This window comes from Azospirillum sp. CT11-132, from assembly GCF_047302835.1.
Lineage (GTDB): Bacteria > Pseudomonadota > Alphaproteobacteria > Azospirillales > Azospirillaceae > Azospirillum.
The window spans coordinates 1,235,686-1,261,233 of the sequence record NZ_JBGLZA010000003.1 but is presented as its reverse complement, the minus strand read 5'-3'; the positions used below and the strand labels follow the sequence as shown (position 1 = coordinate 1,261,233).

At 69.3% G+C, this 25,548-nt stretch carries 20 protein-coding genes; 6 read left to right on the top strand and 14 right to left on the bottom strand.

Features of this window, described 5'->3' with window-relative positions; genetic code table 11:
* Positions 1 to 16: 16 nt before the first annotated feature.
* Entirely contained in the window at positions 17 to 439 is a 423-nt protein-coding gene (gene ndk / locus ACCD06_RS11685; RefSeq protein ID WP_085089708.1) for a nucleoside-diphosphate kinase, read from the top strand.
* A 155-nt stretch (positions 440 to 594) separates the two neighbouring features.
* The gene (locus tag ACCD06_RS11680; RefSeq protein ID WP_109074353.1) at positions 595 to 1,107 is read left to right on the top strand and encodes a hypothetical protein; all 513 of its coding nucleotides are present in this window, start codon (positions 595 to 597) and stop codon (positions 1,105 to 1,107) included.
* 27 nt (positions 1,108 to 1,134) lie between these two features.
* Here the strand turns inward: ACCD06_RS11680 and ACCD06_RS11675 are convergent, their stop codons facing one another.
* Positions 1,135 to 1,488 (bottom strand): cupin domain-containing protein, encoded by a 354-nt coding sequence (locus tag ACCD06_RS11675; RefSeq protein WP_413340793.1) that lies wholly within the window; start codon positions 1,486 to 1,488, stop codon positions 1,135 to 1,137.
* 275 nt (positions 1,489 to 1,763) lie between these two features.
* Between ACCD06_RS11675 and ACCD06_RS11670 the strand changes: the two genes are divergently transcribed.
* The 3 genes from ACCD06_RS11670 to ACCD06_RS11660 are packed head-to-tail and all read left to right on the top strand — an operon-like array spanning position 1,764 to position 6,459.
* Positions 1,764 to 4,298, top strand: a complete 2,535-nt coding sequence (locus ACCD06_RS11670; protein WP_413340791.1) for a response regulator — start codon at positions 1,764 to 1,766, stop codon at positions 4,296 to 4,298.
* An 8-nt stretch (positions 4,299 to 4,306) separates the two neighbouring features.
* A complete protein-coding gene (locus ACCD06_RS11665; protein ID WP_413340789.1) occupies positions 4,307 to 6,205 on the top strand; it encodes a response regulator in 1,899 nt (632 codons plus the stop codon).
* Positions 6,206 to 6,264: 59 nt separating this feature from the next.
* Positions 6,265 to 6,459 (top strand): hypothetical protein, encoded by a 195-nt coding sequence (locus ACCD06_RS11660; RefSeq protein ID WP_109073039.1) that lies wholly within the window; start codon positions 6,265 to 6,267, stop codon positions 6,457 to 6,459.
* A gap of 40 nt (positions 6,460 to 6,499) precedes the next feature.
* Here the strand turns inward: ACCD06_RS11660 and ACCD06_RS11655 are convergent, their stop codons facing one another.
* The 6 genes from ACCD06_RS11655 to tssJ all read right to left on the bottom strand — a co-directional run bounded on the left by ACCD06_RS11655 (position 6,500) and on the right by tssJ (position 15,415).
* On the bottom strand, positions 6,500 to 6,685 hold the full coding sequence (locus ACCD06_RS11655; protein WP_136704195.1) for a hypothetical protein: 186 nt from the start codon (positions 6,683 to 6,685) through the stop codon (positions 6,500 to 6,502).
* A gap of 397 nt (positions 6,686 to 7,082) precedes the next feature.
* The gene (locus ACCD06_RS11650; protein WP_413340786.1) at positions 7,083 to 7,514 is read right to left on the bottom strand and encodes an ATP-binding protein; all 432 of its coding nucleotides are present in this window, start codon (positions 7,512 to 7,514) and stop codon (positions 7,083 to 7,085) included.
* Positions 7,515 to 7,540: 26 nt separating this feature from the next.
* The gene (locus ACCD06_RS11645; RefSeq protein WP_413340784.1) at positions 7,541 to 9,547 is read right to left on the bottom strand and encodes a protein kinase domain-containing protein; all 2,007 of its coding nucleotides are present in this window, start codon (positions 9,545 to 9,547) and stop codon (positions 7,541 to 7,543) included.
* A complete protein-coding gene (tssM, locus tag ACCD06_RS11640) occupies positions 9,529 to 13,185 on the bottom strand; it encodes a type VI secretion system membrane subunit TssM (protein WP_413340782.1) in 3,657 nt (1,218 codons plus the stop codon). The genes ACCD06_RS11645 and tssM overlap by 19 nt, the downstream gene beginning before the upstream one ends.
* Positions 13,186 to 13,202: 17 nt before the next feature.
* On the bottom strand, positions 13,203 to 14,726 hold the full coding sequence (gene icmH, locus ACCD06_RS11635) for a type IVB secretion system protein IcmH/DotU (protein ID WP_109073043.1): 1,524 nt from the start codon (positions 14,724 to 14,726) through the stop codon (positions 13,203 to 13,205).
* A complete protein-coding gene (gene tssJ, locus ACCD06_RS11630) occupies positions 14,723 to 15,415 on the bottom strand; it encodes a type VI secretion system lipoprotein TssJ (protein ID WP_413340779.1) in 693 nt (230 codons plus the stop codon). Before tssJ ends, icmH begins: the two co-directional genes overlap by 4 nt.
* Positions 15,416 to 15,678: 263 nt before the next feature.
* On the opposite strand from tssJ, the gene ACCD06_RS11625 reads away from it, so the two are divergent.
* Positions 15,679 to 16,416 (top strand): tetratricopeptide repeat protein, encoded by a 738-nt coding sequence (locus tag ACCD06_RS11625; protein ID WP_413340777.1) that lies wholly within the window; start codon positions 15,679 to 15,681, stop codon positions 16,414 to 16,416.
* 22 nt (positions 16,417 to 16,438) lie between these two features.
* Here the strand turns inward: ACCD06_RS11625 and ACCD06_RS11620 are convergent, their stop codons facing one another.
* From ACCD06_RS11620 to tssC (ACCD06_RS11590), 7 genes are all read right to left on the bottom strand, one after another.
* Positions 16,439 to 17,980 carry a class I SAM-dependent methyltransferase gene (locus tag ACCD06_RS11620; protein ID WP_413340775.1) on the bottom strand — a complete coding sequence of 514 codons (1,542 nt, stop codon included), beginning with the start codon at positions 17,978 to 17,980 and terminating at the stop codon, positions 16,439 to 16,441.
* Positions 17,981 to 18,146: 166 nt separating this feature from the next.
* Positions 18,147 to 19,232 carry a type VI secretion system baseplate subunit TssG gene (gene tssG, locus ACCD06_RS11615; protein WP_413340773.1) on the bottom strand — a complete coding sequence of 362 codons (1,086 nt, stop codon included), beginning with the start codon at positions 19,230 to 19,232 and terminating at the stop codon, positions 18,147 to 18,149.
* The gene (gene tssF, locus ACCD06_RS11610; RefSeq protein ID WP_413340771.1) at positions 19,196 to 21,028 is read right to left on the bottom strand and encodes a type VI secretion system baseplate subunit TssF; all 1,833 of its coding nucleotides are present in this window, start codon (positions 21,026 to 21,028) and stop codon (positions 19,196 to 19,198) included. Before tssF ends, tssG begins: the two co-directional genes overlap by 37 nt.
* Positions 21,021 to 21,497, bottom strand: a complete 477-nt coding sequence (gene tssE, locus ACCD06_RS11605) for a type VI secretion system baseplate subunit TssE (protein ID WP_413340769.1) — start codon at positions 21,495 to 21,497, stop codon at positions 21,021 to 21,023. The genes tssF and tssE overlap by 8 nt, the downstream gene beginning before the upstream one ends.
* Before the next feature lie 151 nt (positions 21,498 to 21,648).
* Positions 21,649 to 22,446 (bottom strand): type VI secretion system accessory protein TagJ, encoded by a 798-nt coding sequence (locus ACCD06_RS11600; protein WP_413340767.1) that lies wholly within the window; start codon positions 22,444 to 22,446, stop codon positions 21,649 to 21,651.
* 50 nt (positions 22,447 to 22,496) lie between these two features.
* Positions 22,497 to 24,047 (bottom strand): type VI secretion system contractile sheath large subunit, encoded by a 1,551-nt coding sequence (gene tssC, locus ACCD06_RS11595; protein ID WP_109073049.1) that lies wholly within the window; start codon positions 24,045 to 24,047, stop codon positions 22,497 to 22,499.
* A gap of 7 nt (positions 24,048 to 24,054) precedes the next feature.
* Positions 24,055 to 25,548, bottom strand: coding sequence for a type VI secretion system contractile sheath large subunit (tssC, locus tag ACCD06_RS11590; RefSeq protein WP_085089691.1), 1,494 nt, complete (start codon positions 25,546 to 25,548; stop codon positions 24,055 to 24,057).

Below are 25,548 nucleotides of genomic sequence, written 5' to 3'. Positions count from 1 at the left end.
CGCAGGAGTCACCACCATGGCCGTCGAACGGACCCTCTCGATCATCAAGCCCGATGCCACCCGCCGCAACCTGACCGGCAAGATCAACGCCAAGTTCGAAGACGGCGGCCTGCGCATCATCGCCCAGAAGCGCGTCCAGCTGTCGAAGGCCCAGGCCGAGCAGTTCTACGGCGTGCATCGCGAGCGTCCGTTCTTCGGCGATCTGGTCTCCTTCATGATCTCCGGTCCGGTGGTGCTGCAGGTTCTGGAAGGCGAGAACGCCATCGCCCGCAACCGCGAGATCATGGGCGCCACCAACCCGGCCAACGCCGCCGAGGGCACCATCCGTAAGGAGTTCGCCGAGTCGATCGAGGCCAACTCGGTCCACGGTTCGGACGCCCCGGAGACCGCCGCCCAGGAGATCGCCTTCTTCTTCGCCGGCATCGAGCTGGTCGGCTGATCCTGCGCGCTTGACCTTCGTCAGGCTTGCCGAAAGGGCCGCTCCCGAGAGGGGGCGGCCCTTTTTGCGTTTTGCGTCAAGCTCTGGCAGTATCGGGGGCCATGAACATGTTGCCCCGCAGACGCCGGGGCCGATCCCGACAGGAGTTGCCCGCGATGGAATCCCAATCCGCAAAGCCGATCATCGCGGCGCTGCTGCAACCGCTGCCGGTGCTGACCCAGCCGCAGGCCCGCAACGACCTGTCCGACGAATCCGTGGTGCGGCTGCTGGTCCGCCAGTTCATCGACCTCAGCCTGGACGCCTTCAATCAGGTTCTCCAGGGCAAGCTCGACCAGGACGAGGCGGTGGACGGCATCAACCGTCAGGCCATCGCGCTCAACTCCGTCTTCCTCGGCACCAGCGGCTTCGAATCCGTCATCACCCATCCGTGGAACACGCCGGAACAGTTGGGCGCCTTCCTGAAGGATGTGGTGGCGCTGGAATATCCGGAGGACGACTGCGTCCGCGCCATGCTGATCCATCTGGCGACCCAGGTGATGCACGCGCTGCGCCTTCCCGACGAGGAGCGCAACGAGGAGGTGGAGGCGCTGACTCTCGACGCCGCCGACCTGCTGCTCGGCCGCGCCCCGGAAGACGACGGCGAGATCGACATCGACATCGACGTCTGAGCGGTCGCCTCCAGCATCCCGGCGGCTTCACCCCGCCGGGTTCAGGTTCACCTCGATCAGCACCGTGTCCTCGATGAAGTCAGCGCTGTGCCAGGCCTCGGGGTCGAAGCGGATGACCATCCCAGGCCGCAAGTCCACCGGGCCGGCTTCGCAGGTCAGCAGGGCGCGGCCTTCCACGACGATGACGAACTGTTCGTGCGCATGGGCGTGGCGCGGGGCGGCGGTCCCGGCCTTGATGACGATGTGCTTCAGCGACGCACCGGTGCCGGGAAAGCTGCGCCGCTCCACGCCGTCCGCCGTCTGGGCCGGCAGGTTGCTCCAGGTGATCACGTCGGCCTTCGGGGCGCCAGTGGGAGTAGCGGGGGGAGTGGCGGGGGGCATGGTGGGGTCCTTCCTTGCGAAACTCACCGGCTTTTCAACGTCAACCCGTTGATACGGGCACCGTCGCATCCCGGATCTCCCGCCGGTCGCCGGAACTGCTTCAGGCTGTCGCATCCGTGCCAAAGCTGGGGTGCTAAACCTGCTGTTAACGCCTGACCTTCTAAGACGGGACAGTTCGGCGGCATTGCTGCCGGACGATCTTCCGGACCGACGGAGGCTTTGTGGACGTTGCAGACACCGACCGACCGCTCCGCACTGCGGGTGCCGCTGAACCGGTGACCGGGCCGTCCCGTCTTTCCGCCTCGCTTCCCGGCGCCCTGGCCGGGCTGACCGGCATCGGCACGCTTCTGGCGTTGTCCGTATCCGGCCGGATCGATCTGCCGGCCGCCGCCGCGCTGGCGGTCGCCGGCGGGCTGGCGCTGTGGAGCGCGGTTCGTGCCGGGTCCGCCGCCTCGGCCCTGGCCCGCTCCGACGCCGCCCTGCTCCAGGCGCGGGACGAGTTGGAGGGGCTGCGCGCCCGTTCCCGCGACTTTGCCGCCGTCTCCCCCGGCTGGTTCTGGGAAACCGGGTCGGACCACCGTTATCTGTCGCTGTCGGGCGGGCTGACGGCTCTGCTCGGCTGCGATCCGCGGACGGTGTTCGGCGATTCGCTGTTCGACCTGGGTACCTTGGTCGCCGACGAGGCGACCTGGGCCGAATACCATGCCGACATCGAGGCCGGCCGGCCCTTCCGCGACCTGGAGGTCAGCTTCGAGGGGGTGGACGGCCGCGACCTCGTGCTGCGGCTCAGCGCCGATCCGGTGCGCAGTGCCGACGGGCGCTTCCGCGGCTATCGCGGCTGCGGCGTCGATGCCACCGTCGAAACGCTGGCGCTGGTGGAGGCGCGCTTCATGCAGGCGGTGGTGCATGATGCCATCGACAGCGTGTCCGAAGGCTTCGTCCTGTTCAGCGCCGACGGCCGGCTGCTGATCTGCAACGAGCAGTACCGCCGCGCCTATCCCACCATCGCCGACATGCTGACCCCCGGCCGCAGCTTTGCCGAGATCCTGCGCGCGGCGGCCGAGCGTGGCGGTTTGGAGGGTGCGGACGACATCGGCGCCTGGGTGGAGCAGCGGCTGACCCGCCACCTGCAGCATTCCGCCCCGGTCGACGGCCGGCTGTCCGACGGGCGCTGGTACCGCATCAGCGAACATGCCACCGGTACCGGCGGCGTGGTGAAGATCCTGATGGACATCACCGAGCTGAAGACGCGTGAGCAGGAGCTTGCCGACCAGACCGCCCGCCTCGAACGGACCGTCGCCGCCCTGCGCGAAAGCGAGTTGCGCTACCGCCAGCTGGTGGAACTGGCGCCCTACGGCATCGTCATCTGGGACTGCGCCGCCATCCGCTTCGCCAACGGCGCCGCCGCCGCGATCCTGGGCATGGCAGCCGAGGCGTTGGAAGGCCTGCCGCTCGCCGGCTTCCTGGAGGATGGCGACGCGCTGGCGGCGATGCTCTCCGGTGCGGCCGACGGCGAGGAGCAGCGGCTGGAATGCGACGCCCTGCGCCCCGACGGCGAGCGCCGCCGGCTGGAGGTCGCTGCCAGCCAGGCCGTCTATTCCGGCGGGCCGGCGGTGCTGCTGGTGTTGAACGACATCACCGACCGTCGCCGGGTCGAGGGCGAGCTGCAGCGCGCCCAGAAGATGGAGGCGGTGGGCCGGATGGCCGGCGGCATCGCCCATGAGTTCAACAACATGCTGACCGCCATCGGCGGCTTCGCCCGGCTGGCGGAACGCAACCCCGCCGATCCCGACCGCGTGCTGACCTGCGTGCAGGAGATCGCCAAGGCATCCGAACGGGCGGCGGCGCTGACCGGCCAGCTTCTGGATTTCTCCCACCGCCGCGTCACCGATGAACGCGAGGTGGTGGCCGTCGCGCCGCTGGTGCGCGACCTGCGCGTCTTCCTGAAACCGCTGCTCAGCGCCGGCATTGATGTGGCGATCCTGGCGGAGGATGAGGGCGCGCATGTGCTGGTCAACCCGGTCACGCTGAATCAGGCGCTGCTGAACCTGGCGCTGAACGGGCGCGACGCCATGCCCCACGGCGGCACCCTGACCATCGCCCTGGCGGTGGAGACGCCCGACGATGCCTTCTTCGCCCGCCATCGCAGTCTGAAGCCCGGCCGTTACGTGGTGATCCGCGTGACGGACCAGGGCACGGGCATCCCGGCGGAGATCCGTGACCGCATCTGGGAGCCCTTCTTCACCACCAAGGAGCCGGGGAAGGGCACCGGGCTCGGCCTATGGATGGTCTACGGCACGGCGCAGCAATCCGGCGGTGCCGTCGAGCTGGAGGACATGGCAGGGGAGGCCGGGCACGGCGCCACCTTCGCGCTCTACCTGCCGGCCGTCGATACGCCCGCCGAGCCGGCCGGGCTCGACCCCCTGCACGTCGCCGAGGGGGAGGGGGCGGTCATCCTGCTGGTCGATGACGAGGACTCGGTCCGCCGCTACCTGCGCCTCGTGCTGGAGGAGGCCGGCTGCACGGTGGTGGAGGCGTCGGACGGGCAAGAGGCGCTGACCCGTTACGACGAGGCCGGCGGCCTGTTCGACGCGGTGGTCAGCGACGTGTCGATGCCGCGGATGAACGGCCTGGAACTGGCCCGTGCGCTGGAGACCCGCAACCAGCTTCTGCCCATCCTGTTCCTGACCGGCTATGCCTCGCGCGAGACGGCGGCCGGGCTGACGGCGCAGGAGGGGCGGCAGATCGTGATGAAGCCGGTGACGCCGGAACGGCTGCTGGCCGCGCTCCGCGATCTTCTGGCCTTGTGAGGACGGGGATGGAGGCGCCCCGTCACGACACTTCGGTAAAGGGGCCGGCAGCGGAGCCGGCGCCGGACGAGGCGGAGGGGACGCCTCCCGCCGCCTGCCGCGAGCCTGCCGACTTCTACACGCCCGCCGGCCGCGACGGCGTCGGCCGCTTCTGCCGCCGCTTCCTCGACGAGAACGCGCTGACCGCGACGGAACTGCTGCACCACCCGCGCCACCAGACGGCGCTGTCCAACACCGCCACCTTCGTCGCCATCCTGACCCAGGCCGAGCGGGCGATGGACCGCAAGGGCGGGATGACCCCGCTGGTCAACGAGATCGCCCGGCTGTCGCGCGAGCGGCTGAAGGAAAACCCGCCGCCCGATTTCCTGCCCGATGCCTATCCCGGCACGGCGGCGGAACTGCTGTCGGTCGGCGGCTTCCTCGGCCGCTTCCTGCTCGACGCCGCCGTCACCCAGCACATCGCCACCTGCCGCAGCTTCGCCGAGAAGGCGGACTCGCTGCTGGAGCTGGCGGAGACCACCGAGCATCCCGACGCGCTGGCGCCGCTGGAGCGGCTGTTGGGCGAAATCCTGCTGAGCGACGCCGGCACCGCGTCCTGTGCGCGCGATGCGCCCTTCGTCACGCTGATCGACCTGATCGTGACGCTGATCGCCGCCGACCGGCCGATGCCGGACGAAGCCCCGCCGGTGTTCCGGCGGCTTGACGCGCTGATGCGCCGGGTGCCGATGCCGGGGCTGCGTGACGCGCTGGCCGCCGCCTTCCGCCGCGAGATGGCCAAGCCCGCCTGCTTCACGATCGCCAGCGCCGGCGACATGTTCGGCATCGAGGCTGTGCAGCGCGAGATCCTGGCGCTGAGCGACCTGTCCGCCCGCCTGCGCGACCGCGAGGGCGCCTATGTCGGCGGCGCTCGCACCGAGGCGGCCCTTCAGCGCCGCACCGCCCTGCTGGTCAACGAGGATACGGTCCCGGAGATCACCCGCGGCCGCAACTTCATGCAGAAGCTGCGCATCCTGTTCGTGCTTCAGAAGATGCCGCTGTCGCCCTCCGCGGCCAAGGCGGTGACCGATTATCTGAAGAGCTTCTTCGACAGCCGCGACTTCGCCGGCCGCCTGCTGGACTGCTGGAAGGACCGGAACGAGAAGCTGAAGGGGCTGGCTGAGGTGCAGCGCATGGTGCTGTCCAGCGCCTTCCCGGAGGAGGAGCGGGAGTATCTCGGCAGCCAGCTCGACGACATCCAGAACGCCTTTCTGCGCACCCAGCGCGTGCTGGCCCCGCTGATCCAAGCCAAGGACGATCCGCCGGTGGACAGCGTGCTCGACATCGTCCGGCTGGCGGGGGAGGGGGCGATCTGCAGCGGCAAGAGCCGGCTGGCGGTGGCCCGTGTGCTCTACCGCCACTGCCACCGCCCGCGCTTCGTCCGCCATGTGCTGCTGAACGCGCCGGGGGCGAAGGAACGGGCGGCGCGGGCGAACTGGCTTCGGCAATCGCTGGCGATGGTGGGCGTGCCCTTCATCGACCTCGCCGCGCAGCGCGTGCTGGTGGTGGATGACGAGGCCGGGCCGCGCGCCCTGGTCGCCTCCGTCCTGCAGGACCTCGGCATCGGCCATGTCGACAGCGCCGCCGACGGGCAGGAGGCGCTGGAGCGTTTCCAGACTGATGGAACGGCCTACGACCTGATCATCTGCGATTGGATGATGCCGCGTCTGAGCGGTCTCGACCTGCTGAAGCAGGTCCGCGAGTCCCGCAGCGACCTGCCGTTCCTGATGGTCACCGCGCTGGCGACGCTGGAGGCGGTGAAGAAGGCGCTCGCCCATCAGGTCAGCGGTTACATCGCCAAGCCCTTCACGCCCGACCAGTTGGAGGAGAAGGTCTTCCTGGTGCTGGCGCAGAAGGGGATCGGCGACTAGGGGACTTCCGTCGCGCCGGGCTGTTGTGGTGTGCGAGACCCTATCGAAGGAGCCATCCCATGGCAGACCAGAAACCCGCCAGCAGCAATGTGCTGTCCAACGAACCCGACCGCGACATCGCCGATCCGCTCGACGCGGCCAAGGCGGTGTCGGATACCGGCAAACCGATCACCCCCGATACCGAATCGGCCAAACACATCGACCGCCCGGCGGAAAAGGGCAAAGCTGGAAAGACTGCCGGAAAAACGAAATGAAGGGGAAGCTATCTCCCGGGGCGGGAGAGAGGCATTGGGCTCAGCGCAACTCCAAGCCGGCCTGTTTGAAGGCGCGGGCGAGGGCATCGACGATGGCCGGGTCGACCTCGCCCGTTCCGTAATCGAGATTCATCACGGCGTACCACGGAACGCCGGCCTTGTTCGCCAGCATCCGTGTCGACCAGCCAAGACGCAGGCGTGCCTCTTGGCACTGCGACCCGGTCATGATGCGTCGACTCCACACGTTAGCGTTTGCCTTCCATGGCATTGCCCCGAGCCCGCCGCGAGAAGCCCGAATGGCCGATCCCGCCCGCAACCTGGGGCTATCCCCAATATTGCAAGAATTTGCCCGGCTTGTCATGTGTCGGGTTGTTGCAGAGCGAAACGCTCTGCTTTGCTGGATTGTCATGGAAGGCAATTTGCCGACATTCGATGAAAACCGCGGGAAGTCCGCAAGGCCATCAATATGACCTTATCGATGATGGGGACTTGTCCGGACCGCCGGCTTTTGGGTCGAACCGTAAGGTCGACAAGGCATGGATGACGATTTTTTGAAGTGAGTTTTGCAGAGTGCGCTGCCGCTTCCGGTTGCGTCTTTCCGCAAGCCTTCAGCCCCGCGGCCCTCAGCCGATGCTCTTGGACAGCAGGATCAGGTTCCGGTCGCCCTCGCGCCGGTAGCTGGCGTGGTCCATCGTCTTCTGGACCAGGAACACGCCAAGGCCGCCGACACGGCGGTCGCCGACCTCGCTGGTCAGGTCCGGGGGTGGGGCTTCGGCGAAGGGGTCGAAGGCGTCGGCATCGTCCTCCACCTCCGCCCTCAGCTCGGTGCCGTCCGCTTCCATCCGCACCAGAATCTCGTGCGGGCCGGCATCGCCATAGCCGTAGGACACGGTGTTGGTGATGAGTTCGTCGAAGCAGAGGTTGAACTTGAAGGCGAGGGCGGGGGGCAGGTCGTTGCGCTCGATGAACTCGTCCACCGCGGCGGCCAGCCGTTCCAGTTCGGACAGGTCGTTGCGCAGGACCATCTCCAGGCGGTTCGTCAGGGTATCGTCCATCCGCTCCTCTGCCTCCATTCCGCCCGTTATGCCGCCACGCCGGCCACTGCCCAGCGGCGCAGGGCCGTCAGGGCGATCCGCTCCACCTCGCTCCAGCCGAGCCCGCTCGCCATCTCCGCCAGCGCCACCAGACGGCTTCGTGCGCCGGTGTCGCCGACCGGCGCATTGCCCAGATCGGCGGTCAGCCCGGCGACGAGGCCATACAGCATGGTCGACAGGCTGTGCATCAGCGCCGCGCAATCGGGCGCCGTCAGCCGGGTGGCGAACAGATAGAGCTGGCCGACGCCGCGCAGCCGGGCGGCGAAGCTCTCCGCCGTGCCGGCTCCGGTCGCGACCTCGCCGCGCAGCTCTTCAACCGACAGGCTGGCGAAGCGGCCGGCGGCGGCGATGAACTCGGCCACCGCGTCCTGAGGCAGGCCGCCGGTCGCTTGGCCGCCGGTCTCGAAAAGGCGCTGCGCCATGACGATCAGCTCCTCGATGTTGGCGAGGATGATGGCGACGCCGAAGCGGGCCAGCCCGTCATTGCCGTCGGTGCAGGCGCGCAGGATCTGCGTCACCTTGCGGATGACCTGCACGGCGAACATCAGCATGGCGCTGCGGCTCTGCGCCAGTTCGGCCTCGGCGCCCAGCTCCTCCAGCGCGTGCTGCAGGATTTCCAGCCGCAGGAAGTCGAGCGACAGCATCTGGATGTCCGGGTTGTCGCCGTCCATCAGCACGCGGTTGAGTTCGCCGGAATAGAGGAAGAAGCGGCCGGACAGGTCGAAGGCGATGCGGGCCGCCGCCATCTTCGCCCGATCCGCCGCCGGCGTGCCGGCCAGCGCGCGCGTCATCGCCGCGAACAGCCGGACCATCGGCATCCAGTCGCGCCGCTGGCTGGCCGGGGCGGCGCGCGGGGCTGGGGTCGAGGCGACGATCAACTCGGTCAGCGGCTCGATCCCGGCGCCGAGCAGCACCGACTGCCAGCGCTGAACGTCGCCGCCGCTGCCCGCCTGCCAGTCCGCCAGCATGTCCAGCAGCTCGGTCAGCTTGCGGGCATCCAGCGGCCGGCCGGGGATGGCGCGGAGGGCGGCTTCCAGCGCCGCCGCCAGCGCATCCCGGTCGCGCAAGGGGGCGACGGTCGGAACCTCCGCATTGAACAGCGTCAGCTCGGCCGTCGGCACCGCCACCCGCATGGTGCCGGCAACCGCCAGCGCGTGGCGCAGCGCCTCGGCGAACTCCGCGGCGCTGGCGTAGCGATCGGCCGGTGCCTTGGCCAGCGCCTTCAGGATCACCGTGTCGAAGGGCGGCGGCAGTTCCGGATTGCCGTGCGACGGCGGCGGCGGCTCGACGAACAGGATCTGCTGCATCACCGTGGCGACGGAGCCGGAGAAGGGCCGCCGCTGCGCCAGCAGGTAATAGAGCACCACCCCGGCGGAGAACAGGTCACTGCGCGCGTCGGCCTTCTCCCCGCGCAGCACCTCCGGTGCCATGTAGGCGGGGGTGCCCAGCAGGTCGCCGGCCTGGGTCAAGTCGGAGGAGGAGATTTGCGCGATGCCGAAATCGGCCAGCTTCGGCGTCAAATCCTCCTGCACCACGATGTTGGCCGGCTTGATGTCGCGGTGGATGACGTTGCGGGCATGCGCGAAGGCCAGCGCGTCCAGCACCGCCGCCATCAGCGCGCCGCCCTGCTGCACCGACAGCGGGGTGTCGGCCTCCAGATACTGCTTCAGCTCCCGCCCCTGGATCAGCTCCATGGCGAGGTAGGGCGCGTCGCCCTGGGCGGCGTCCAAGGTGCCGTAGTCATGGACCCGGACGATGTTGGGGTGGTCCAGCTTCAGGCCGATCTGCGCCTCCCGCCCGAAGCGGGCGAGGACGGCGTTGCGTTCCGCCGCCGCCAGCAGCTCGGCGCGCAGAAGTTTCAGCGCGACCGGCTGTCCGGATCGCCCGTCGGTGGCGCGATAGACCACGCTCATCGCACCCTGGCCCAGCACCCCCTCGACCCGATAGGGGCCGATGGGGCCGGGAAGCACGCCGCCTACAGCGCCGTCGGGCATCGGAAACTCTCCAGCAGGTTCTTGCCGAAGGGGTTGTTCACGCTGTCGGCCCGCAGGGCGAAGACCGCCTTGCGGGTGCCCACCGTCACCGAGAAGGTGAAGCGGTCGGGCTGCGGCGTGGACTCCAGCTTGCCGTCGGCGAGGAAATGGAACAAGGCCCAGGGACCCTGACGCGAGATGCCGGCCGGTTCGCCCGGCAGCGGCGGGCCGAAGCCGAGGCGCACGCTGCTGGTGCCCTCCGCCCCCGGCCATTTCATCACCTGCGGGCGGGGCGGGCCGTGCTGATAGATCAGCGTCTGGCCGTCGATGTCCATCGCCACCTGGGTCGCCTTGGCGTCCAGTTCCACCGGCGTGATCTCGAACACCACCTTGGCGGCGGTGGCCCCAGCCGGGAACAGGCTGTCGCGGATGCGCGCCGCCCGCTCGAACTGGTCGAGCACGGCGGGCGGGATGCCCAGATCGACCTGATCCACCTTCTGCCACGCCCAGGGGCTGACCGTCATGTCGACGAAGGGGCGCAGGTTGGTGTTGAAGAACTGGTCGATCATGCCGCCCGGTGCGAACAGCTTGGCGAAATCGGCCGAGGTCACGTCGACCGGGCTGTTCGGCACCATGGGGAAGCGGTTGTCGAGCGCCGCCCGGCAGAAGGGCAGGACGGTTGACTGCCACGCCCTGTTGATCTGCGTCCGCGCACCGCCGGCGCTGACCGTCGCCGCGCTCTGCGCCACGGTGGCGACCATGCCGCCGACCGGGTCGGGCAGGTCGCGGGCGAGAGTGCGCAGCTGGGCCGCCACCGCACCCTTGTCGCCACCACCGGCCAGACCGGCCAGCAGCGCGCCGTTCTGGTCGGGCGCGTTGGCGGCCCGCGCGATCTGCTGATACAGCTCGCCCAGCAACTTCAGTGACTCGTCCAGCTTCGGCGGTGCGCCGCCTTCGCCCTGCACCAGTTCGCGCAGAGCCTTGAAATGGTCGTTGATCGGCTGGCCCGGCGGTGGACCCTCCGGCTGGAGCGAGACGCCGGCCAGCCGCGCCAGATAGGCGGCGTTGGTGCCGGTGGAGTCCACCGCCTTCTCCGCCACCTGCGCCTGCTGCGCCACTCCAGCCAACGGCCCGCCGGCCACCGGCCCCTTGCCGTCCGCCGGTTTGTCGCCATTGAGCTTGTCGGCCGGGCCGGGCGCCAGCGTGGTCTGCCGAACCATGGCGGTCAGCCACAGCTTCAGCGGCGATTGCGGGCCGGACAGCGTGTTCAGCACGTCGGCGGCCTGGTTGAGGCTGCGCAGCGGCACGATCACCACGTCGCCCAGCATCTCGTCCCACTGGCGGGCGTAGCGGTCCAGATAGACGGCGAGGATGCCCTGTTCCAGCCGCTGCGCGCTGGCGAGGGCCTGCGGTCCGCTGCTCGGCTGGCCCAGCACCCAGTTCTCGGCCACCAGCGCCTTGGCGACCTTGGGAAGCGCCGGCAGCACCGCCTTGTGGAAGCCGTCATAGGTGTAGAGGCCGGGGACGCCGTCCGACAGCGGCTTGCCCGACGGGCGGATCAGCACCCGCCCGGCCAGCGGCCCGGCATTGTCGACCAGCCGCCAGTCGGCCAGCGCCTGGATCTCCGGACGGTCGCGCAGGATGGCGAAGCCGCGTTCTGCCAGCGGATAACTGGTCAGGCTCTGCCGCGCCTCCTCGACCAGCGCCTCGTCCGGCGACATGGCGGGCAACGGGGCGGCCAGCATGGCGTCGAGATGGGTGCGCAGGTCGCGCCGGATGCCGTCATAGGCGGGGCCGGGCAGAGACGCCATCCAGTCGAGCGCCATCCATTCCGACACCAGTGCCTTGTCCATCGGCCCCTTGCCGGCCAGCATCAGATAGACCTTCAGCGCCTGGAACAGGTATTCGGGCCGGCCGCGCTCGTGGCGCAGCTGCCCTTCCACCCGCAGGAAGACGCGCGGCAGCAGCACGGCGTTCAGCGCCCGGCCATAGACCGTCCCGCTCTGCCGGCCCAGCCGGTCGCCTTGATAGAGGCCGCCGGTCATCTCCACCGGCGGCGGTTCGGTCCAGCCGGCGGGGATGGCGCGCAGCGTGTTCAGCGGCGGCACGATGGTGATGAAATCAGTGTCGTCCACCTTGGTCAGCGACCGCGGCGCGACGGCGAGCGGCTCCAGCTCGGCCTGCGCCTTGGCGGCGGCGGCATCCACCCCGGCGACCAGCGCGGTGTTTCCGACGAAGCTGTTCGCCCAGAAGGCGGCGACCGCCAGCCCGGCCAGCAGCATCGCCGCCATCGCCCCGCTGCGCAGCAGGCGCCGCCGCCGCTCCAGCCCGCTGTCGGCGCCGACCAGCCCGGCCTCGGCGAACACCACCTCGCGCAAAGTGCGCGTCAGGAAGAAGCTGCGCCCGCCGCTGGCCGCCGGCAGCACCGGCCGCTCCAGCCCGAAGGACCCTGCCACCATCTCCGACAACCGGTCCACCGGCGCGCCGTCCTGGGTGCCGCTGGTCAGATAGACACCGCGCAGCAGCGCCCGCTCCTCGTAGCGGTTGGGCTCGAAGATCACCATCAGCAGGTCGGCGATGGCCGGCTTCAGCGCGGCGATCTGCGCCGGGAACAGGGTGTCGAGCGACCGGCGCTGGATGTCGGATTCGCCATGGACGCGATCCAGCACACGGCGGGCGATACGGCCGGTCAGCGCGTCGAACTCCTCGCCGAAGCGGTAGACCGGGGCGTCGTCGCCCTTCCTGCCGTCGTCCAGCGGGAAGGTGACGCCCCAGACCTGTTCGCGCTCCTCGCGGCTGAGGTCGTCGAAGAACTCGGCGAAGCCGGCGATCAGGTCGGCCTTGGTCAGCAGCACATAGACCGGCACGCGCGATCCGACCTGTCCGCGCAGCTCCTTCAGCCGCAGCTTCAGCTGTTCGGCATGACCCTTGCGCTCCGGCTCGCTCCAGGCGGCAAGCTCGGCGAGGCTGACGGCCAGCAGGATGCCGTTGACCGGCTGGCGCGGGCGGTGGCGCTTCAGCAGGGCGATGAAGTTCTTCCACACCTTGCCGTCGATGGCCGGCTGGCTGTCCTGGGTGATGTAGCGGCCGGCGGTGTCGATCAGCACCGCCTCGTCGGTGAACCACCAGTCGCAATTGCGGGTGCCGCCGACGTCGCGCAGCGCCGCCCGCCCCATCTCCGCGGCCAGCGGGAAGCGCAGGCCGGAGTTGGCGAGTGCCGTCGTCTTGCCCGCCCCCGGCGCGCCGATCAGCAGATACCAAGGCAGTTGGTAGAGATAGCGCTGCCCCCATTTGCCGCCGAAGCGCGCCTTGCGCAGCTGGTCCAGCGCCTCGCGCAGCCGGCCGCGCAGCAGGTCGGTCTCCTGGCCGACCGCTTCGGAATCGGGATCGCCCTTGGCGGCCGGCGTCGCCTTGGTCAGCGCCTGTACCATGCGGTCGTTGGCGCTGCGGTGGCGGTACAGCGACCATTGCATCGCCAGCGCCCACACCAGCAGGATGCCGAACACCACCGCCAGCCGGATGGTCGCATCCTCCAGCGGGAAGGTGCCGGACACGGCGACGAGCGGTCCGAGGAACCAGACGATGGCGCCCAGGCACAGCGCCGCGGCCAGCGTCAGGAACCAGCGGGAGGTCAGGGCGGAGAGGATGGATTTCAGCATCGGTGTTTCGCCATCGGTCAGGGCGCCAGCACGATGTCGACGCGCCGGTTGGCTTGCCGGCCCTCCGCCGTCGTGTTGGGGGCGATCGGGTCGGTGTCGCCGCGCCCTTCGGCGCTCAGGCGGCTTCCACCGTCCTTCGCGGCGTCGGCGCCCAGAATCTCGGTCATCAGCCGCTGCACCTTGTCGGCCCGCGCTTCCGACAATTCCTGGTTGGACGGGAAGCGCAGCGAACGGATGGCGACGCTGTCGGTATTGCCGATCACGGCGATGCGGCCCTTTTCGGAGCGCAGCGCCTCGGCAACATGCTTGAACAGCTCGACATAGCGCGGTTCGATGCGGTCGCTGCCCGATGCGAAGACGTTCAGGCGGGTGCGGACCAGAACGCGGCCATCGGTGCCGCCGCTGACCTCGACCAGCCCCGCCTTGATGTCGGCGGCCAGCGCCGCGGCGACGCGGTCGGCCACGGTCCGGCTGGGCGGCGGGGCGGGCAGGGTGGCCGGCGCCTCGATCCGCACGACCTGCACCGGTTTGTCCGGGATCAGCCCGGCCAAGCGGCGGTAGGCGGCATCGGACTGGTCGGCGAGCGCGAAGACGAACCAGGCATAGAGCGCCGCCAGCAGCGCCACGATCACCACCGCCGGAACCCATAGCGGGATGGTGGCCGCCAGCGGACGGAAGCCGTCGGCCTGCCCGCGCCAGTGGGGCGACAGGTCGCGCTCCGCCTCGCCGCGCTGCTTGCGGATGACGCGGTACAGCCGGTCGCGCAGCTTCGCCAGATCGCTATAGCCGCGCGGCAGAACGCGGTACTTGCCCTCGAACCCCAGCGAAACGCAGAGGTAGTAAAGTTCCAGCTCCATCAGGTGGCGGTCGGGCGCCTCTGCCATCTGGTCGAGCAGGTCGAAGAAGCGCTCGCCGCCCCAGGTCTCCTTCTGGATGGTGGAGACCATGCTCTTGTGCGCCCACAGGCTCTGGTTGCCCCAGGAGGTCGCCAGCACCACGTCGTCCACCGTCGCGCACAGCGCATAGCCGGCGCTGCGGATCTGGGCGGCGGGCAGCCCGGCGCGCACCGTCGCCGCCTCGAACCGCTGCATCTCCGCGATCACCCGCTCGCGCAGGGACTCCACGTCGCGGTGCTGGGGCAGGTCGCGCAGCCGCACCACCGTCGCCAGGATGGGGGCGGCGGCGGTGACCAGCGGGTTGTCGCTGACCGCGGTCAGCGCCGCCAGCGTCGCATCGTCGAGCGGCCGGAAACCGGGAGAGAATGGAGCAAAGCCGGAGGCGGCAGGGGCGGAAGCCGCTGGAGTGGATGGTTTGGCCGACGCGAAGGCGGGCGGCGAGAAGGCTGTCGGCGAGGGGGACGGGGCGTAGGACGCAGCACCCTGGCCGAAGGCGGGCGGTACCAATCCGGCCGCCGGAGCGGCAGCGGCGGCACCCCCGGCTGGTGCGGACGGGCGCTGGAACGCCATCGGCTGCATCACCGTGGCGTCGATGTCGTCCGGTTCGTCGAACGGGTTCTTGTCGGGCGGCGGCCGGACGCTCATGACGGCCCCTTCACGATCAGGTTGTGCTTGGCAACGGGCGGCTGGTCGGTGGAGATCTTCGGCGCGGGTTCAGCCTTTTCGGCGCTGGGCTTTTCCGCCTTCGGCTTTTCGGCATCCGGCTTTTCAGCGGCGGGCTTGTCCGCAGCTGGCTTCTCCGCGTCGGGTTTGTCGCCCTTGTCCTCGCCGTCGGCGGCTGTGGCGTCGCCGTCCTCGCCATCCTGCCGGACCAGCGTGATGGTGCTGCCCTTGGCGGTCAGGACGAAATTGTTCGCCTTGTTCGGCTCCACCGGCTGCAGGGCGCGCCAGCCGGCTTCCTCATAGGCGCGGAAGGCGGCAGCAATGGCCAGCGTCTTGACGTCCGGCTTGGGCTGGATCGTCACGGTCTGCCGGCCGTCGGGCTGCACCGCAAGTTCCTGCCGGTCAAGCAGGGTGGGGCCGAGCGTCGCCTTGTCCTGGTCCATGACCTGGAAGAAATCGGCGTTGGCGAAGGCGTCGCTGGGGCCGAGCTGGTAGAGCCGCAGCATCACGGGCGACGGCCGGCCGCTGGGATCGGGGTTCAGCGCCTTCGCCCCCACCACCGTCAGCCGGATGGTGGTCGGCGGCGGCGGCTTCGGGGCGGAGGAGCAGGCGGCCAGCGCCAGCGCTGCGGCCAGGGCGGCAGCGGACCATGTCGTCTTCCGGATCCGCATCCAGCCGGCAATCCTCTGCATCACCACACCTTTCCCCTTATACGTTCGGGTATAGCAGGGCACGAACGGATGGTCATCCCTAACCAAAGGCGCCGGCGTGACAATTCCTCGACCGCCGGCTGGAGAGGTTGAACCGGGACCGCCAGCGGGACAGACTCGGGGCGACGGGACGGTCCACAACGAAGCGGCGAATGGAATAAAGCCGGTTCGCGCGCTGTTCGTGTTGCGGATCCCGGGGGACAATTGACGAAGGTAACGGCGCCATGTCCACGCTTGCCATGCCCACGCTTTGGACCCGGATGAGAGCAGAACTGGGCGACAGCGACGCGCAGTACCGGCTGGCGGAGATGCTGCGAACGTCCGATGTCGTCGCTTCCGTGCCCTGGTACCGGCGCGCGGCCCGTCAGGGCCATGTCGCGGCGCAGACCATGCTGGCCTTCCTGCTCGCCAACGGCATCGGCGTGCCGCCCGACCCGCGCCGGGCGGTGTCCTGGTACCGCCGTGCCGCCGCCAAGGGCGATGTCGGGGCGCAGAACAACCTGGGCTTCATGCATGAACATGGCGCCGGCGTGCCGTGCGACCCGGCCAAGGCGGCGTTGTGGTACCGGCTGGCCGCTCTGCAGCATTCGGCCCCCGCCCAGGTGAACCTCGCCCTTCTCCTGCTCGACGGCCGCGGCGTCGACCGCGACGAGGTCGAGGCGGTGCGCTGGCTGCGCGCCGCCGCCGAACAGGGCCACCCCGCCGCCCAGTACCGCCTGGGCCTCTGCCTGCGCGAGGGCGTCGGCTTGGAGCGCGATGCCGCCGAAGCCGCGCTCTGGCTGCAGGCCGCCGCCGCGGCCGGCGACCGCGAAGCGCTGGTCGCGTTGGCCGAGCTGCGCCAGACCGTCGTCCCGGCCTGGGCCGGTGGCGCGGAGGATGAGGACGAGGCGATGGCGTGGCGGCATCAGGCGGAACAGCGTCCCATGCAGGACGCCCGTGCCGGAGCGATGCCGCCGGGCTGACGCCCGCCCCAACCGGCCCCTGTCATCCGATCACGCCCAGCTTGCGCCAGACCGGCAGGCTGTTGCGCAGGCACCAGTCCATGCTGTCGGCAATGGCCTTGCGGCTGGCGTCGTCGGCATTTTCCGGGGCGGCCAGACGGCGCATCGCGTGGCCGACCAGCGCGTCCAGCGTTTCCGGCACGCCTTCGCACAGACCGTCATAGAGCAGCGCCTCCATCGTGCTGACATGCAGGCCGGCCCCGCCGATGGAAGCGGCGAAGGCGCTGCTCTTGCGCCCCTCGCTGGTGGCGAGTTCGTTGGCGGCAGCGCGGTTGTGGGCCAGCACGCCCGGCAGCGGCGTCACCCGCTCTGGTGGGTTCGGCACCGGGATCGCCTGGTTGGAGCCGGTCAGCATGCCGGCGATCTCCACCGCCGACAGATTGCCGCCTGCCCGCCGCACCTCCGGCAGGTCGATCAGCTCGCCGATGCGGCGCGGCCCGTCGGCCAGCGCGTCGAAGATCGGTTCGTAATGCTTGGCTTCCAGCGTCGCCTCGCCCAGCGGCACCTGGATGGTGGTGCGGGCGTCGGCGCGCGGGATTGTCAGCGCCATCGCCATGTCCATCAGCATCGCGTCACGCTTGGCCACGCTGATGCGCCGGGCGCCGCGCACGAAGACGTCGCGGCGGAAGGGGCGGCCGACGCAGTAATCCTTGAAGGTCTCGCGCAGGCTGGGCACGCCGATGCTGTCGAGCGCCTTGCGCTGGTCGGGCGTCAGGGCGAGGTCCGGGTAATTCTCGAACAGGGTGGCCGAGCCGGCATAGGTCAGCTTCGCCTCGCCCAGCTCGCGCGCGACATCCACATGATAAAGCGGCTGCCAGCTGCCGTTCAGATACTCGTGTGCCAGATAGACCGACTGGTCGGTGGCGCTCTGCGTCTTGGTCTCGCCGCGCAGCTTGCCGAACATCGCCTCGTCGCCCAGGATCTTGGCGCCGGCCTTGTAGAGCTGTTCGGCGAAGTCGAGCCCGGCCTTGACCTGCCGGTCGCTGCGCTCGTGGACCAGTCCGGAATATTCGTAGAGCAGCCGCTGCAGCGGCATCATCGGCGCCCAGCCCGGCATGGCGTTGTAGCTGACATAGACCAGCCCGCCCGGCTTCAGCTTCTTCGCCAGGAAGCGCGCGATGGCGCCGCGGTTCATCGGGCTGACCCAGCTGTAGACGCCGTGCAGCGTGACGAAGTCGAACTCCGGCAGCTCCGGCCCCTCGCCCTCTGCCATTTCGGCGAAGCTCGCCTCATGGAAGCTGATGTTGGTCAGGCCGGCCGCCTCGGCGGCATCGCGGGCGCGGGCGATGTGGGCGGGGTGGAAGTCCACCGCATGGAACCGCCCCTGCGGGTTGGCCGCCGCGAACAGCGCCACCGTCGTGCCATGGCCGCAGCCGAGTTCGCAATACTCGAACCCGTTCGCCGTGGACGGCGGGGCGATGCCGTTGATCAGGCAGCTCAGCGTCAGATGCGCCGGCCCCTGTTCACGGTAGAAGCCCGGCAGATATTCGATGTCCGACACATAGCCGGCGCTCCAGTCGCTCATTGGGTCCTCGTTTCAGCTCAGGTCGATACCCCCACCCCGACCCTCCCGCGCTCTCGGCGGACCGTAGGTCCGTCCGACACGGGGAGGGGGCAAGCTGTCCCTCCCTTGCGAAGCGGGGGAGGGAGGGACCCGCGAAGCGGGAGGGTGGGGGCAAGCGGGCAACCACTCACAAATCCTGCATCGGAAACACCGCGTCCTTGCGCTCGACCGGGCTCGGCGCGTGCAGCACCCAGCCGTTCCAGCCCAGCCGCGTGGCATCGCGGTCGTCGTCCCCGGCGGCCAGCCGGGCGCCCGGCACCTCCGGCGCCTGCAACGTCACCTGAAGCTCGAAATCCAACTCCGGCCCGACATACATGCGGACCAGATCCTGCAGCTTCCGGAACTCGCGGCCTTCCGGCATGAAGTCGCGGAACTGGTCATGGTTCAGCGGACCGATGCGCAGGCGGAACTTGCCCTGGACGTCCCAGGCGCGGTCGCCGGCCAGCGCGTCGATGCCCAGCCGGCAATGCCGACCCTCGGGTTCGGCCAGCGTCGGCAAACGCGTCTGCCCGTCGGCGGCGATCGGCAGCCAGCCGCCGACGAAGCTCTCCACCGTCACCGGCCGGCCGAGGAAATCCGACAGCATCTCCTGCAGATCGACGGCCGAACGGGTCCCGCGCGACAGCAGCCCGGAATAATGCAGGAGTGTCTCGTCCTCCACCACCAGCCGCTTGGTCAGCGACGGCTGGCCGATGCCGACGAAGCTGGACAGCGTGGTGCTGACCGGATCGGGCTCGCGCGAGCCTTGCCCACGCTCGAAGGACACCGGCAGCCGGTATTTGGCCCAGGCGCGGTAGAACAGTGAGAAGCTTCGGTGATGGAAGACGTCGAAGAAGTCGCGCAGAGACCGGTTCCGCTCGCGCAAGGAGCGGATCATGATCTCGGTGTAGTGCTGCGGCAGCACGCCCAACGGCCCAACCAGCCCCATGAAGGCACCGATCACCGTCGGCGGCCGGCCGTCCTGGCCCGGCTCCGCCCCCGCCACCTGATTGCCGGGGAAGGTCAGCGAGGTTTCGGCGCGCAGACGCACCACCTCCTCGCGCGGGTCATGGTCGTGGCCCACGGCGTGGCGGCGGGCGTTGCGCGGGTCGCGCGCATCGCGCCGGGCCTGCCATTCCAGCACCCGAACCGCCTGGAAGAAGTCGAAGCGGTGGGGGGTGCGGAACAGCCGGTCGATCACAGAAGCGGGCGATTGCCGGCGCGGGCGGGCCATGTGCGGAGCACTCCGGTGCGGCCCTTGACCGTAGCGGTCAGCCGCGTGAAGGAATTGATCGAGCAGTACAGCCCCAGGAAATGGTCGAGGATCATCGCCAGCAGGAACATGCCGCTGCCGCTGAAGCGCTGCGGGTCGAATTCGATGCCGACATCGATACCGCGGCAGATGGCGTCGCCCCAGGCGACATCGCCCGGCCGCGACGGCGCCCGCGCGGTGCCGCGCTTGGTCGTCACCTTGATGAGCCCGTCGGCGATGCCGCGCGTCTCGGCCGAATCGCGGAAGTCGTAGAGCCGCAGGATCTCGCGCAGCGCCTCCGTCCCCTCCGCCCCGCCGGAGATCGACAGGTGGTTGAGCAGCAGGTGGGAGACGAGGCGCCAGCGGTGGCCCTTGCGCTCGGCGATGCGCAGGGTCGGCGTCGGCGGCGTCAGGCAGGCGACACCGGCCACCGCGGCCATCCCCTCCATCAGCTTCAGGTGCGGGTGGCCGCCGCCATAGGGCAGTTGCGACGGCAGGTCGCGGTTCAGGCACGTCGTCTCGACCGACAGCACCGATTCCGCCGGGCTGGACGGGTCGAAATCGAGGTCGACCAACGCCAGATGCACCTCCGTTCCCGGATCGCGCCCGCCGGCCGGGCGGCGGCTGGCGGTGTAGTAGGTGCGGCTGACTGCCTCCACGCCGCCATGGCGCAGGCCGTAGAAGGGCAGGAAGCGCCGCTGCTTGCCGTCGGGGTCGGTGGCCAGCACGCTGTCGACCGAATAGACCTCCAGCGCGCCGGGGCGGCGGGCATCGGGGACCACCCGGTGCTCGTGCTGGGTCTGGGTCAGCGCCACCGGTTCGGCCCGCTGGCGGAACAGGTTGACCACCGGGGTGCAGCCGAGCGCAAAATTGTCCTTCGACACCGCGCGTTCCAGGTCGCCGTCGGTGCTGTTCAGATAGATGAAGATTTCCAGCGTGTTGCCGGCGCGGCGCAGCACCTTCGGCGAGATGTTCAGGTCGAAGAACAGGAACTTCTCGGGAAAGGCGAAGTATTCGGTCAGCAGCCGGTAACCGCCATGGGAGCGGGCGGGGTAGGGCAGCATGCCCTCATCGTCGCCGAAGCCGACCGGGCGGATGGCATCGGGGCCGAGGATCACCGCGTTCGGGTCGTGCGGATCGTCGGCCAGCGCCACCGAGACGGCGTTGTTGAAGATCAGTTCGTGCAGGGCATAGACCTGCTGCGGCTGGCCGCGCAGGAAGAAGCGCAGGGTTTCCGGACCCAGTTCGGTGAAGGTCATCTCCGGCACGCGGCAGCGCAGGGTCAGCCGCAACGCCGCCACCGCATCGCCCGCCCGCGGATTGGGCGGCGCCACCAGCGGTCGACCGCTCAGCACCGCCTGATCCAGATCGACCGGCCACAGCGTCGCCGGATAGACGGTGCGGAAGCGGCAGGTCTCGCCCCGCAGCGCCTCGGTCTCCAGCTCCGTCCCCTTCGGCACGGTGTGGGCGCCGGTCAGGTCCGCGCTGCTCCGCATCTGCACCACCGCCATCGACGGGATCGGCGCCAGATAATGCGGGTAGAGCACGTCGAGCAGCGTGTCGACCAGCTCCGGATATTCGTCGTCCAGCTTGCGGCTGATGCGGGCGTTGAGGAAGGCGACGCCCTCCAGCAGCCGGGCCACATGCGGGTCCTCCACCGCGTCGGCGCTCAGCCGCAGCCGGCCGGCGATCTTCGGATGCGCCTCCGAGAACTCCGCCGCCATGCGGCGCAGATAAGTCAGCTCGCGGTTGTAATATGGGAGGAGTTCGTCAGCCACGGGCCTTGCTCGTCACGGTGACCATGTTGGAGGTGGGATCGACCACCGAATCGAACACCATCGGCTCCGGCGCCGGATCGGCATGGATCAGCGCCTCGATCCGGAAGCGCAGCGTGCGGTCGGCCGGGTCGCTGTTCTCGACCATGCTCACCGCCAACTGGGCGAAGCGCGGCTCCCACCGCCGGATCGCGGCCTCGATCTGCGCCACCACCTCGCGCCGGCGGGATTCGGTGCCGACATTCTCGACCAGCAGGTCGTGGCAGCCATAACCGAGGATCGAGTCCGCCAGCTCCGTCAGATCGCCCGGCCAGCCAAGCACCCGACGCCGGGTGTTCAGCAGGTTCTCCAGGTCGCGCCGGATCGCCGCCCGCAGATCCGCCACGGTGTGCGGCCGCGGCGCCATGTGCTCCGGCGTGTCGTCGAGCAGACGGTCCAGGACGGACAGGGTGATGGATTGGTTGCGATCCATGGTGACCTTCGGAAGGTGCGTTCTCGCTTGCCCCCACCCTAACCCTCCCCCGCTGGGCGGGGGAGGGAATGAGTGCTTGTTTGGAAGGGCAGCGGCAGTCCCTCCCCCGCCCAGCGGGGGAGGTTAGGTGGGGGCACCGGCATCAGGAGCCTCACACCGCCCCAGAGAACTCCAGCGTGCCCAGCTGCATCATCGGCACCGCCTCTTCCCCCACCAGGAAGCAGCGCTGGCCTTGCCCGCGCACCGGTGCGTCCTCCGACCATTCCGTCACGCGGCCCAGCTTCACCGCGGCGTCGGCATCGGCGGGGGCGCCGCCATACAGCGCCGGCAGATAGACCTCGCCGTCCGGGCCGCCGCGCACCGTCATGTGGGCCGGGCGCCACAGCAGGTCGCGCGGTCTTTCCGGCGCGCGGAACTCGACCAGCTCCACCGTCTCGGTGGCGATCCAGAAATACTTGCCGGTGCTGGTGAAGACCTCGAAGAAGCCGCCGGTCAGGTCGTCCAGGTCGCGGAAATCCTCGAACGGCGTGCCGTCATGGCTGCCGGACACCGGCGGGCGCAACTCCTCCGCCTGGGCCAGCTTCATCACCGCGTCGGCGGTGTCGCCGGCGCGGAGCGCCACCAGCGCCTCCAGATGCAGGCGCAGATGGTCGGCGGGCTGGTCGATGAACTCGGGCACCCGGCCGTCGGCGAACAGCTGGCCCCGAGCCTGCTCGGCGCGCACCAGCTGGCGGAACAGCGCCATGGTGACGGCGACCTGCGGCTCCTGCGTGCCGATGGTGTCGAGCTGCAGGTCGGCGCGCTCCAGGTTGCCGGCGAAGCTCAGCAGTTCGGCCAGGAAGACGCGGCGGTCGAGGTCGGTGGGCTTCTTCTTGATCTCGCCGTTCAGCGCGGTGATCGCCTCGTCGAGGCGGCCCGCCTGGAAGAGCTGGGCTGCGGTTTCGCTCATGATCGGTTTCTCCCCTGGATGGAACGCCTGACCTCGCCGTTATCGCCGGGTCACGCCGCTCCGCCGGTTTGGGCCAGCTCCGTCACCAGCTTGAAGGTCGAGAAGACCTGATCGAGCTGGAAGTGCGGCCGTAGATGGATGACGCATTGATAGTTGCCGGGCTTGCCCGGAATCGCGCGGACCTGGATGCTGCCCTCGCGCAAGGGATAGCGCGCCTTCTGGTCCAGGCTGGCGTCGTCGTTGCCCAGGCAATAGCCGTGCAGCCAGCTCTGCAGGTCGCGCTCGCATTCCTCCGGCGTGACGAAGGCGCCGACGCGGTCGCGCACCATCACCTTCAGGAAATGGGCGAAGCGCGCCACGCAGAACATGTAGCGCATCATGGCCGACAGCCGGGCGTTGGCGGTCGCCGTCATGTTGGTGTACTGCCCGACGCGCTGGACCGACTGGTTGCCGTAGAAGACCAGATAGGGCGTGTCCTTGCAGCGGCTGATCGGGATGAAGCCGAGATCGTCCAGGTCCCGCTCCAACTGGTCGGAGATCGAGACCTCGACCGAGAATTTCTGTGCCACCTTCGTGGCGTCGGTGGCGAAGTCGGGCACCACCAGTTCGGTCACCAGCCCGCCGCCGACCACGTCGCGCTGGGCGCCGCGGATGTCGGCGAACCAGCCGTGATGCAGGAACGAGCGGATCAGCACGGTGCCGAAGGCATAGACTGCGTTGCCCCAGCAATGGTCCTCCAGCCGCATGCCACCCTCACCGCCAAGGGACTCCTCGCGGTAGCGGAAGCCGTGGCGGGCCTGCGGATCGTCGCCATAGGGTTCGCGCATCAGCACGCGCGGAAGCGCGACGCCGATGAAGCGCGAATCCTCGGTCTCCTGGAAGCGGTGCCAGCGCTGGTATTCCGTCTGCCGCAGCACCGATTTCAGGTCCAGCGGCAGGCCAAGCTCGTGGAAGGTCTCCAGCCCGAACAGCTCCGGCGCAGCCCCGACGATGGCGGGGGCGAAAGCCGCCGCGGCGACCTGCGCCAGCCCTTTCAGGCCGGACACGTCGTCGGTCGGCCGCTCCTTGGTCGGGCGATGCTGCACCGCGTAGTCGCACAGCAGCACGCCGAACGGACGGCCGCCGGGCATGCCGAATTCGTCGCTGTAGACCTTGTTGAACAGCTGGCTCTGGTCGAACTCGATGGCGCGCTCCTGGTCGCGGCACAGTTCGGCCCAGGTCAGGTTCAGCAGCCGCAGCACCACCGTCTCGGCGGTCTGCGCCTGCTTCACCAGCGTGCGCACCCCGCGCCACGACGCCTCCAGCGATTGGAAGCGCTTGTGGTGCAGGATGGCGTTGACCTGCTCGGTCAGCAGCGCGTCGATGGCCGCGATGTCGCGGTCGAGCGCGGCGCGCAGCGTGTCCAGGCTGTCATAGACGGGAAGGGTGATCCCGAACCACAGGCGAAGCGCCTCGCCCGGCCCATCCGCCGCCAGGAAGGCGTCGAGCAGGCCGGGGTCGTCGCGGCCGATCGCCATGTCGACCGCCCGCAGACGCAACGGCCGTTCAAGGACCGTCGCCTCCGCGTCGTCGGCATGAAAGTCGGCCGCTGCCTCGCTCATGCGGCTATCAGCCGGCCTGCGGGATGCGGGCGACCATGCGCATGGAGGTGGTCAGTTCCTCCATCTGCAGCCACGGGCGCATCCAGGCGACGGCGTTGTAGGAGCCGGGCTTGCCCGGGATCTCCTTCACCTGCACCTTGGCTTCGGCCAGCGGGTACTTCGCCTTCATCTCCTGGCCCGCGGCTTCGTTGCCGTTGACGTAGTTCAGGATCCAGCGGTTCAGCCACGCCTCGCAGTCGCTCGCCTCCATGAAGGAGCCGATCTTGTCGCGCGCCATGATCTTCAGGTAATGGGCGAAACGCGAGGTCGCCATGATGTAGGGCAGGCGGGCGGAGATCGCGGCGTTCGCGGTCGCCTCCGGCCGGTCGTACTTCTTGGGCTTCTGCGTGGTCTGGGCGCCGAAGAAGACTGCGTAGTCCTGGTTCTTGTAGTGGCAGAGCGGCAGGAAGCCCAGCTTCGACAGCTCGGCCTCGCGACGGTCGGTGATGCCGATCTCGGTCGGGCACTTGGCGTCGCTGTCGCCGTCGTCGGAAGTGAAGGTGTGGAAGGGCAGGTTCTCGACCTTGCCGCCGCCCTCGGCGCCGCGGATGGCCGTGCACCAGCCATACTGCGAGAAGGCGTTGGTCAGGCGCTGGCCCATCGCGTAGGAGGCGTTCATCCAGCAATAGTCGTTGTGGGCCATCGGCCGGGCGATGCCGCCTTCGTACGGGGCCTCCTCGTACTCGAACTCCTCGACCGGCTTGGTGTTGGCGCCGTAGGGCATGCGGGCCAGCACGCGCGGCATGGTCAGCGTGACGAAGCGGCTGTCGTCGCTCTCACGGAAGCTGCGCCACTTGGTGTACTCGACGCTGTCGAAGATCTTCTCCAGGTCGCGCGGCTTCGACAGCTCGGTCATGTCCTCGAAGCCGAACAGCTTCGGGCTGGCGGCGGAGATGAACGGCGCGAAGGCTGCCGCCGCGACGTTGGAGACGCCGGTCAGCAGCTCCATGTCGTCGGGGTGGTTGGTGAACTCGTAGTCGCCGATCAGGGCGCCGTAGGGCTCGCCGCCGGCGATGCCGAACTCGTTCTCGTAGATCTTCTTGAACAGGTTGCTCTGGTCGAATTCGACCGCCTTGGAGATGTCCTTGTACAGGTCCTTCTTCGGGCAGTTCATGACGCGGATCTTGAGCGTCGAGCCCGTCTCCGAGTTCATGACCAGATAGTTCAGGCCGCGCCACGATCCTTCCAGCTTCTGGAACTTCTCGTGGTGCATGATGGCGTTGAGCTGCTTGCTGATCTTGGCGTCGATCGCAGCGATCGCCTTGTTGATCGTCTGGCCCAGGTTCTTGTTGAAGGTGACCGTACCGGCCAGCGCTTCCTGGGTCAGGGTGCGCAGCAGCTCCTGCGCACGATCCGGCTCGGTCTGCTTGGTGGCGGCGATGGCCTGGTCGAGGATCGAGAGGCCGGTACCTTCGGCGACCGCGCCGGCGGCGGCAGCGCCCTGGGTCTGAGCGTCGCTCAT

Coding starts and splice junctions, on each gene's coding strand:
- ndk (WP_085089708.1), top strand. CDS start 17: ATGGCCGTCGAACGGACCCTCTCGATCATCAAGCCCGATGCCACCCGC.
- ACCD06_RS11680 (WP_109074353.1), top strand. CDS start 595: ATGGAATCCCAATCCGCAAAGCCGATCATCGCGGCGCTGCTGCAACCG.
- ACCD06_RS11675 (WP_413340793.1), bottom strand. CDS start 1,488: ATGCCCCCCGCCACTCCCCCCGCTACTCCCACTGGCGCCCCGAAGGCC.
- ACCD06_RS11665 (WP_413340789.1), top strand. CDS start 4,307: ATGGAGGCGCCCCGTCACGACACTTCGGTAAAGGGGCCGGCAGCGGAG.
- ACCD06_RS11660 (WP_109073039.1), top strand. CDS start 6,265: ATGGCAGACCAGAAACCCGCCAGCAGCAATGTGCTGTCCAACGAACCC.
- ACCD06_RS11655 (WP_136704195.1), bottom strand. CDS start 6,685: ATGACCGGGTCGCAGTGCCAAGAGGCACGCCTGCGTCTTGGCTGGTCG.
- ACCD06_RS11650 (WP_413340786.1), bottom strand. CDS start 7,514: ATGGACGATACCCTGACGAACCGCCTGGAGATGGTCCTGCGCAACGAC.
- ACCD06_RS11645 (WP_413340784.1), bottom strand. CDS start 9,547: ATGCCCGACGGCGCTGTAGGCGGCGTGCTTCCCGGCCCCATCGGCCCC.
- tssM (WP_413340782.1), bottom strand. CDS start 13,185: ATGCTGAAATCCATCCTCTCCGCCCTGACCTCCCGCTGGTTCCTGACG.
- icmH (WP_109073043.1), bottom strand. CDS start 14,726: ATGAGCGTCCGGCCGCCGCCCGACAAGAACCCGTTCGACGAACCGGAC.
- tssJ (WP_413340779.1), bottom strand. CDS start 15,415: ATGCGGATCCGGAAGACGACATGGTCCGCTGCCGCCCTGGCCGCAGCG.
- ACCD06_RS11625 (WP_413340777.1), top strand. CDS start 15,679: ATGTCCACGCTTGCCATGCCCACGCTTTGGACCCGGATGAGAGCAGAA.
- ACCD06_RS11620 (WP_413340775.1), bottom strand. CDS start 17,980: ATGAGCGACTGGAGCGCCGGCTATGTGTCGGACATCGAATATCTGCCG.
- tssG (WP_413340773.1), bottom strand. CDS start 19,232: ATGGCCCGCCCGCGCCGGCAATCGCCCGCTTCTGTGATCGACCGGCTG.
- tssE (WP_413340769.1), bottom strand. CDS start 21,497: ATGGATCGCAACCAATCCATCACCCTGTCCGTCCTGGACCGTCTGCTC.
- ACCD06_RS11600 (WP_413340767.1), bottom strand. CDS start 22,446: ATGAGCGAAACCGCAGCCCAGCTCTTCCAGGCGGGCCGCCTCGACGAG.
- tssC (WP_109073049.1), bottom strand. CDS start 24,047: ATGAGCGAGGCAGCGGCCGACTTTCATGCCGACGACGCGGAGGCGACG.
- tssC (WP_085089691.1), bottom strand. CDS start 25,548: ATGAGCGACGCTCAGACCCAGGGCGCTGCCGCCGCCGGCGCGGTCGCC.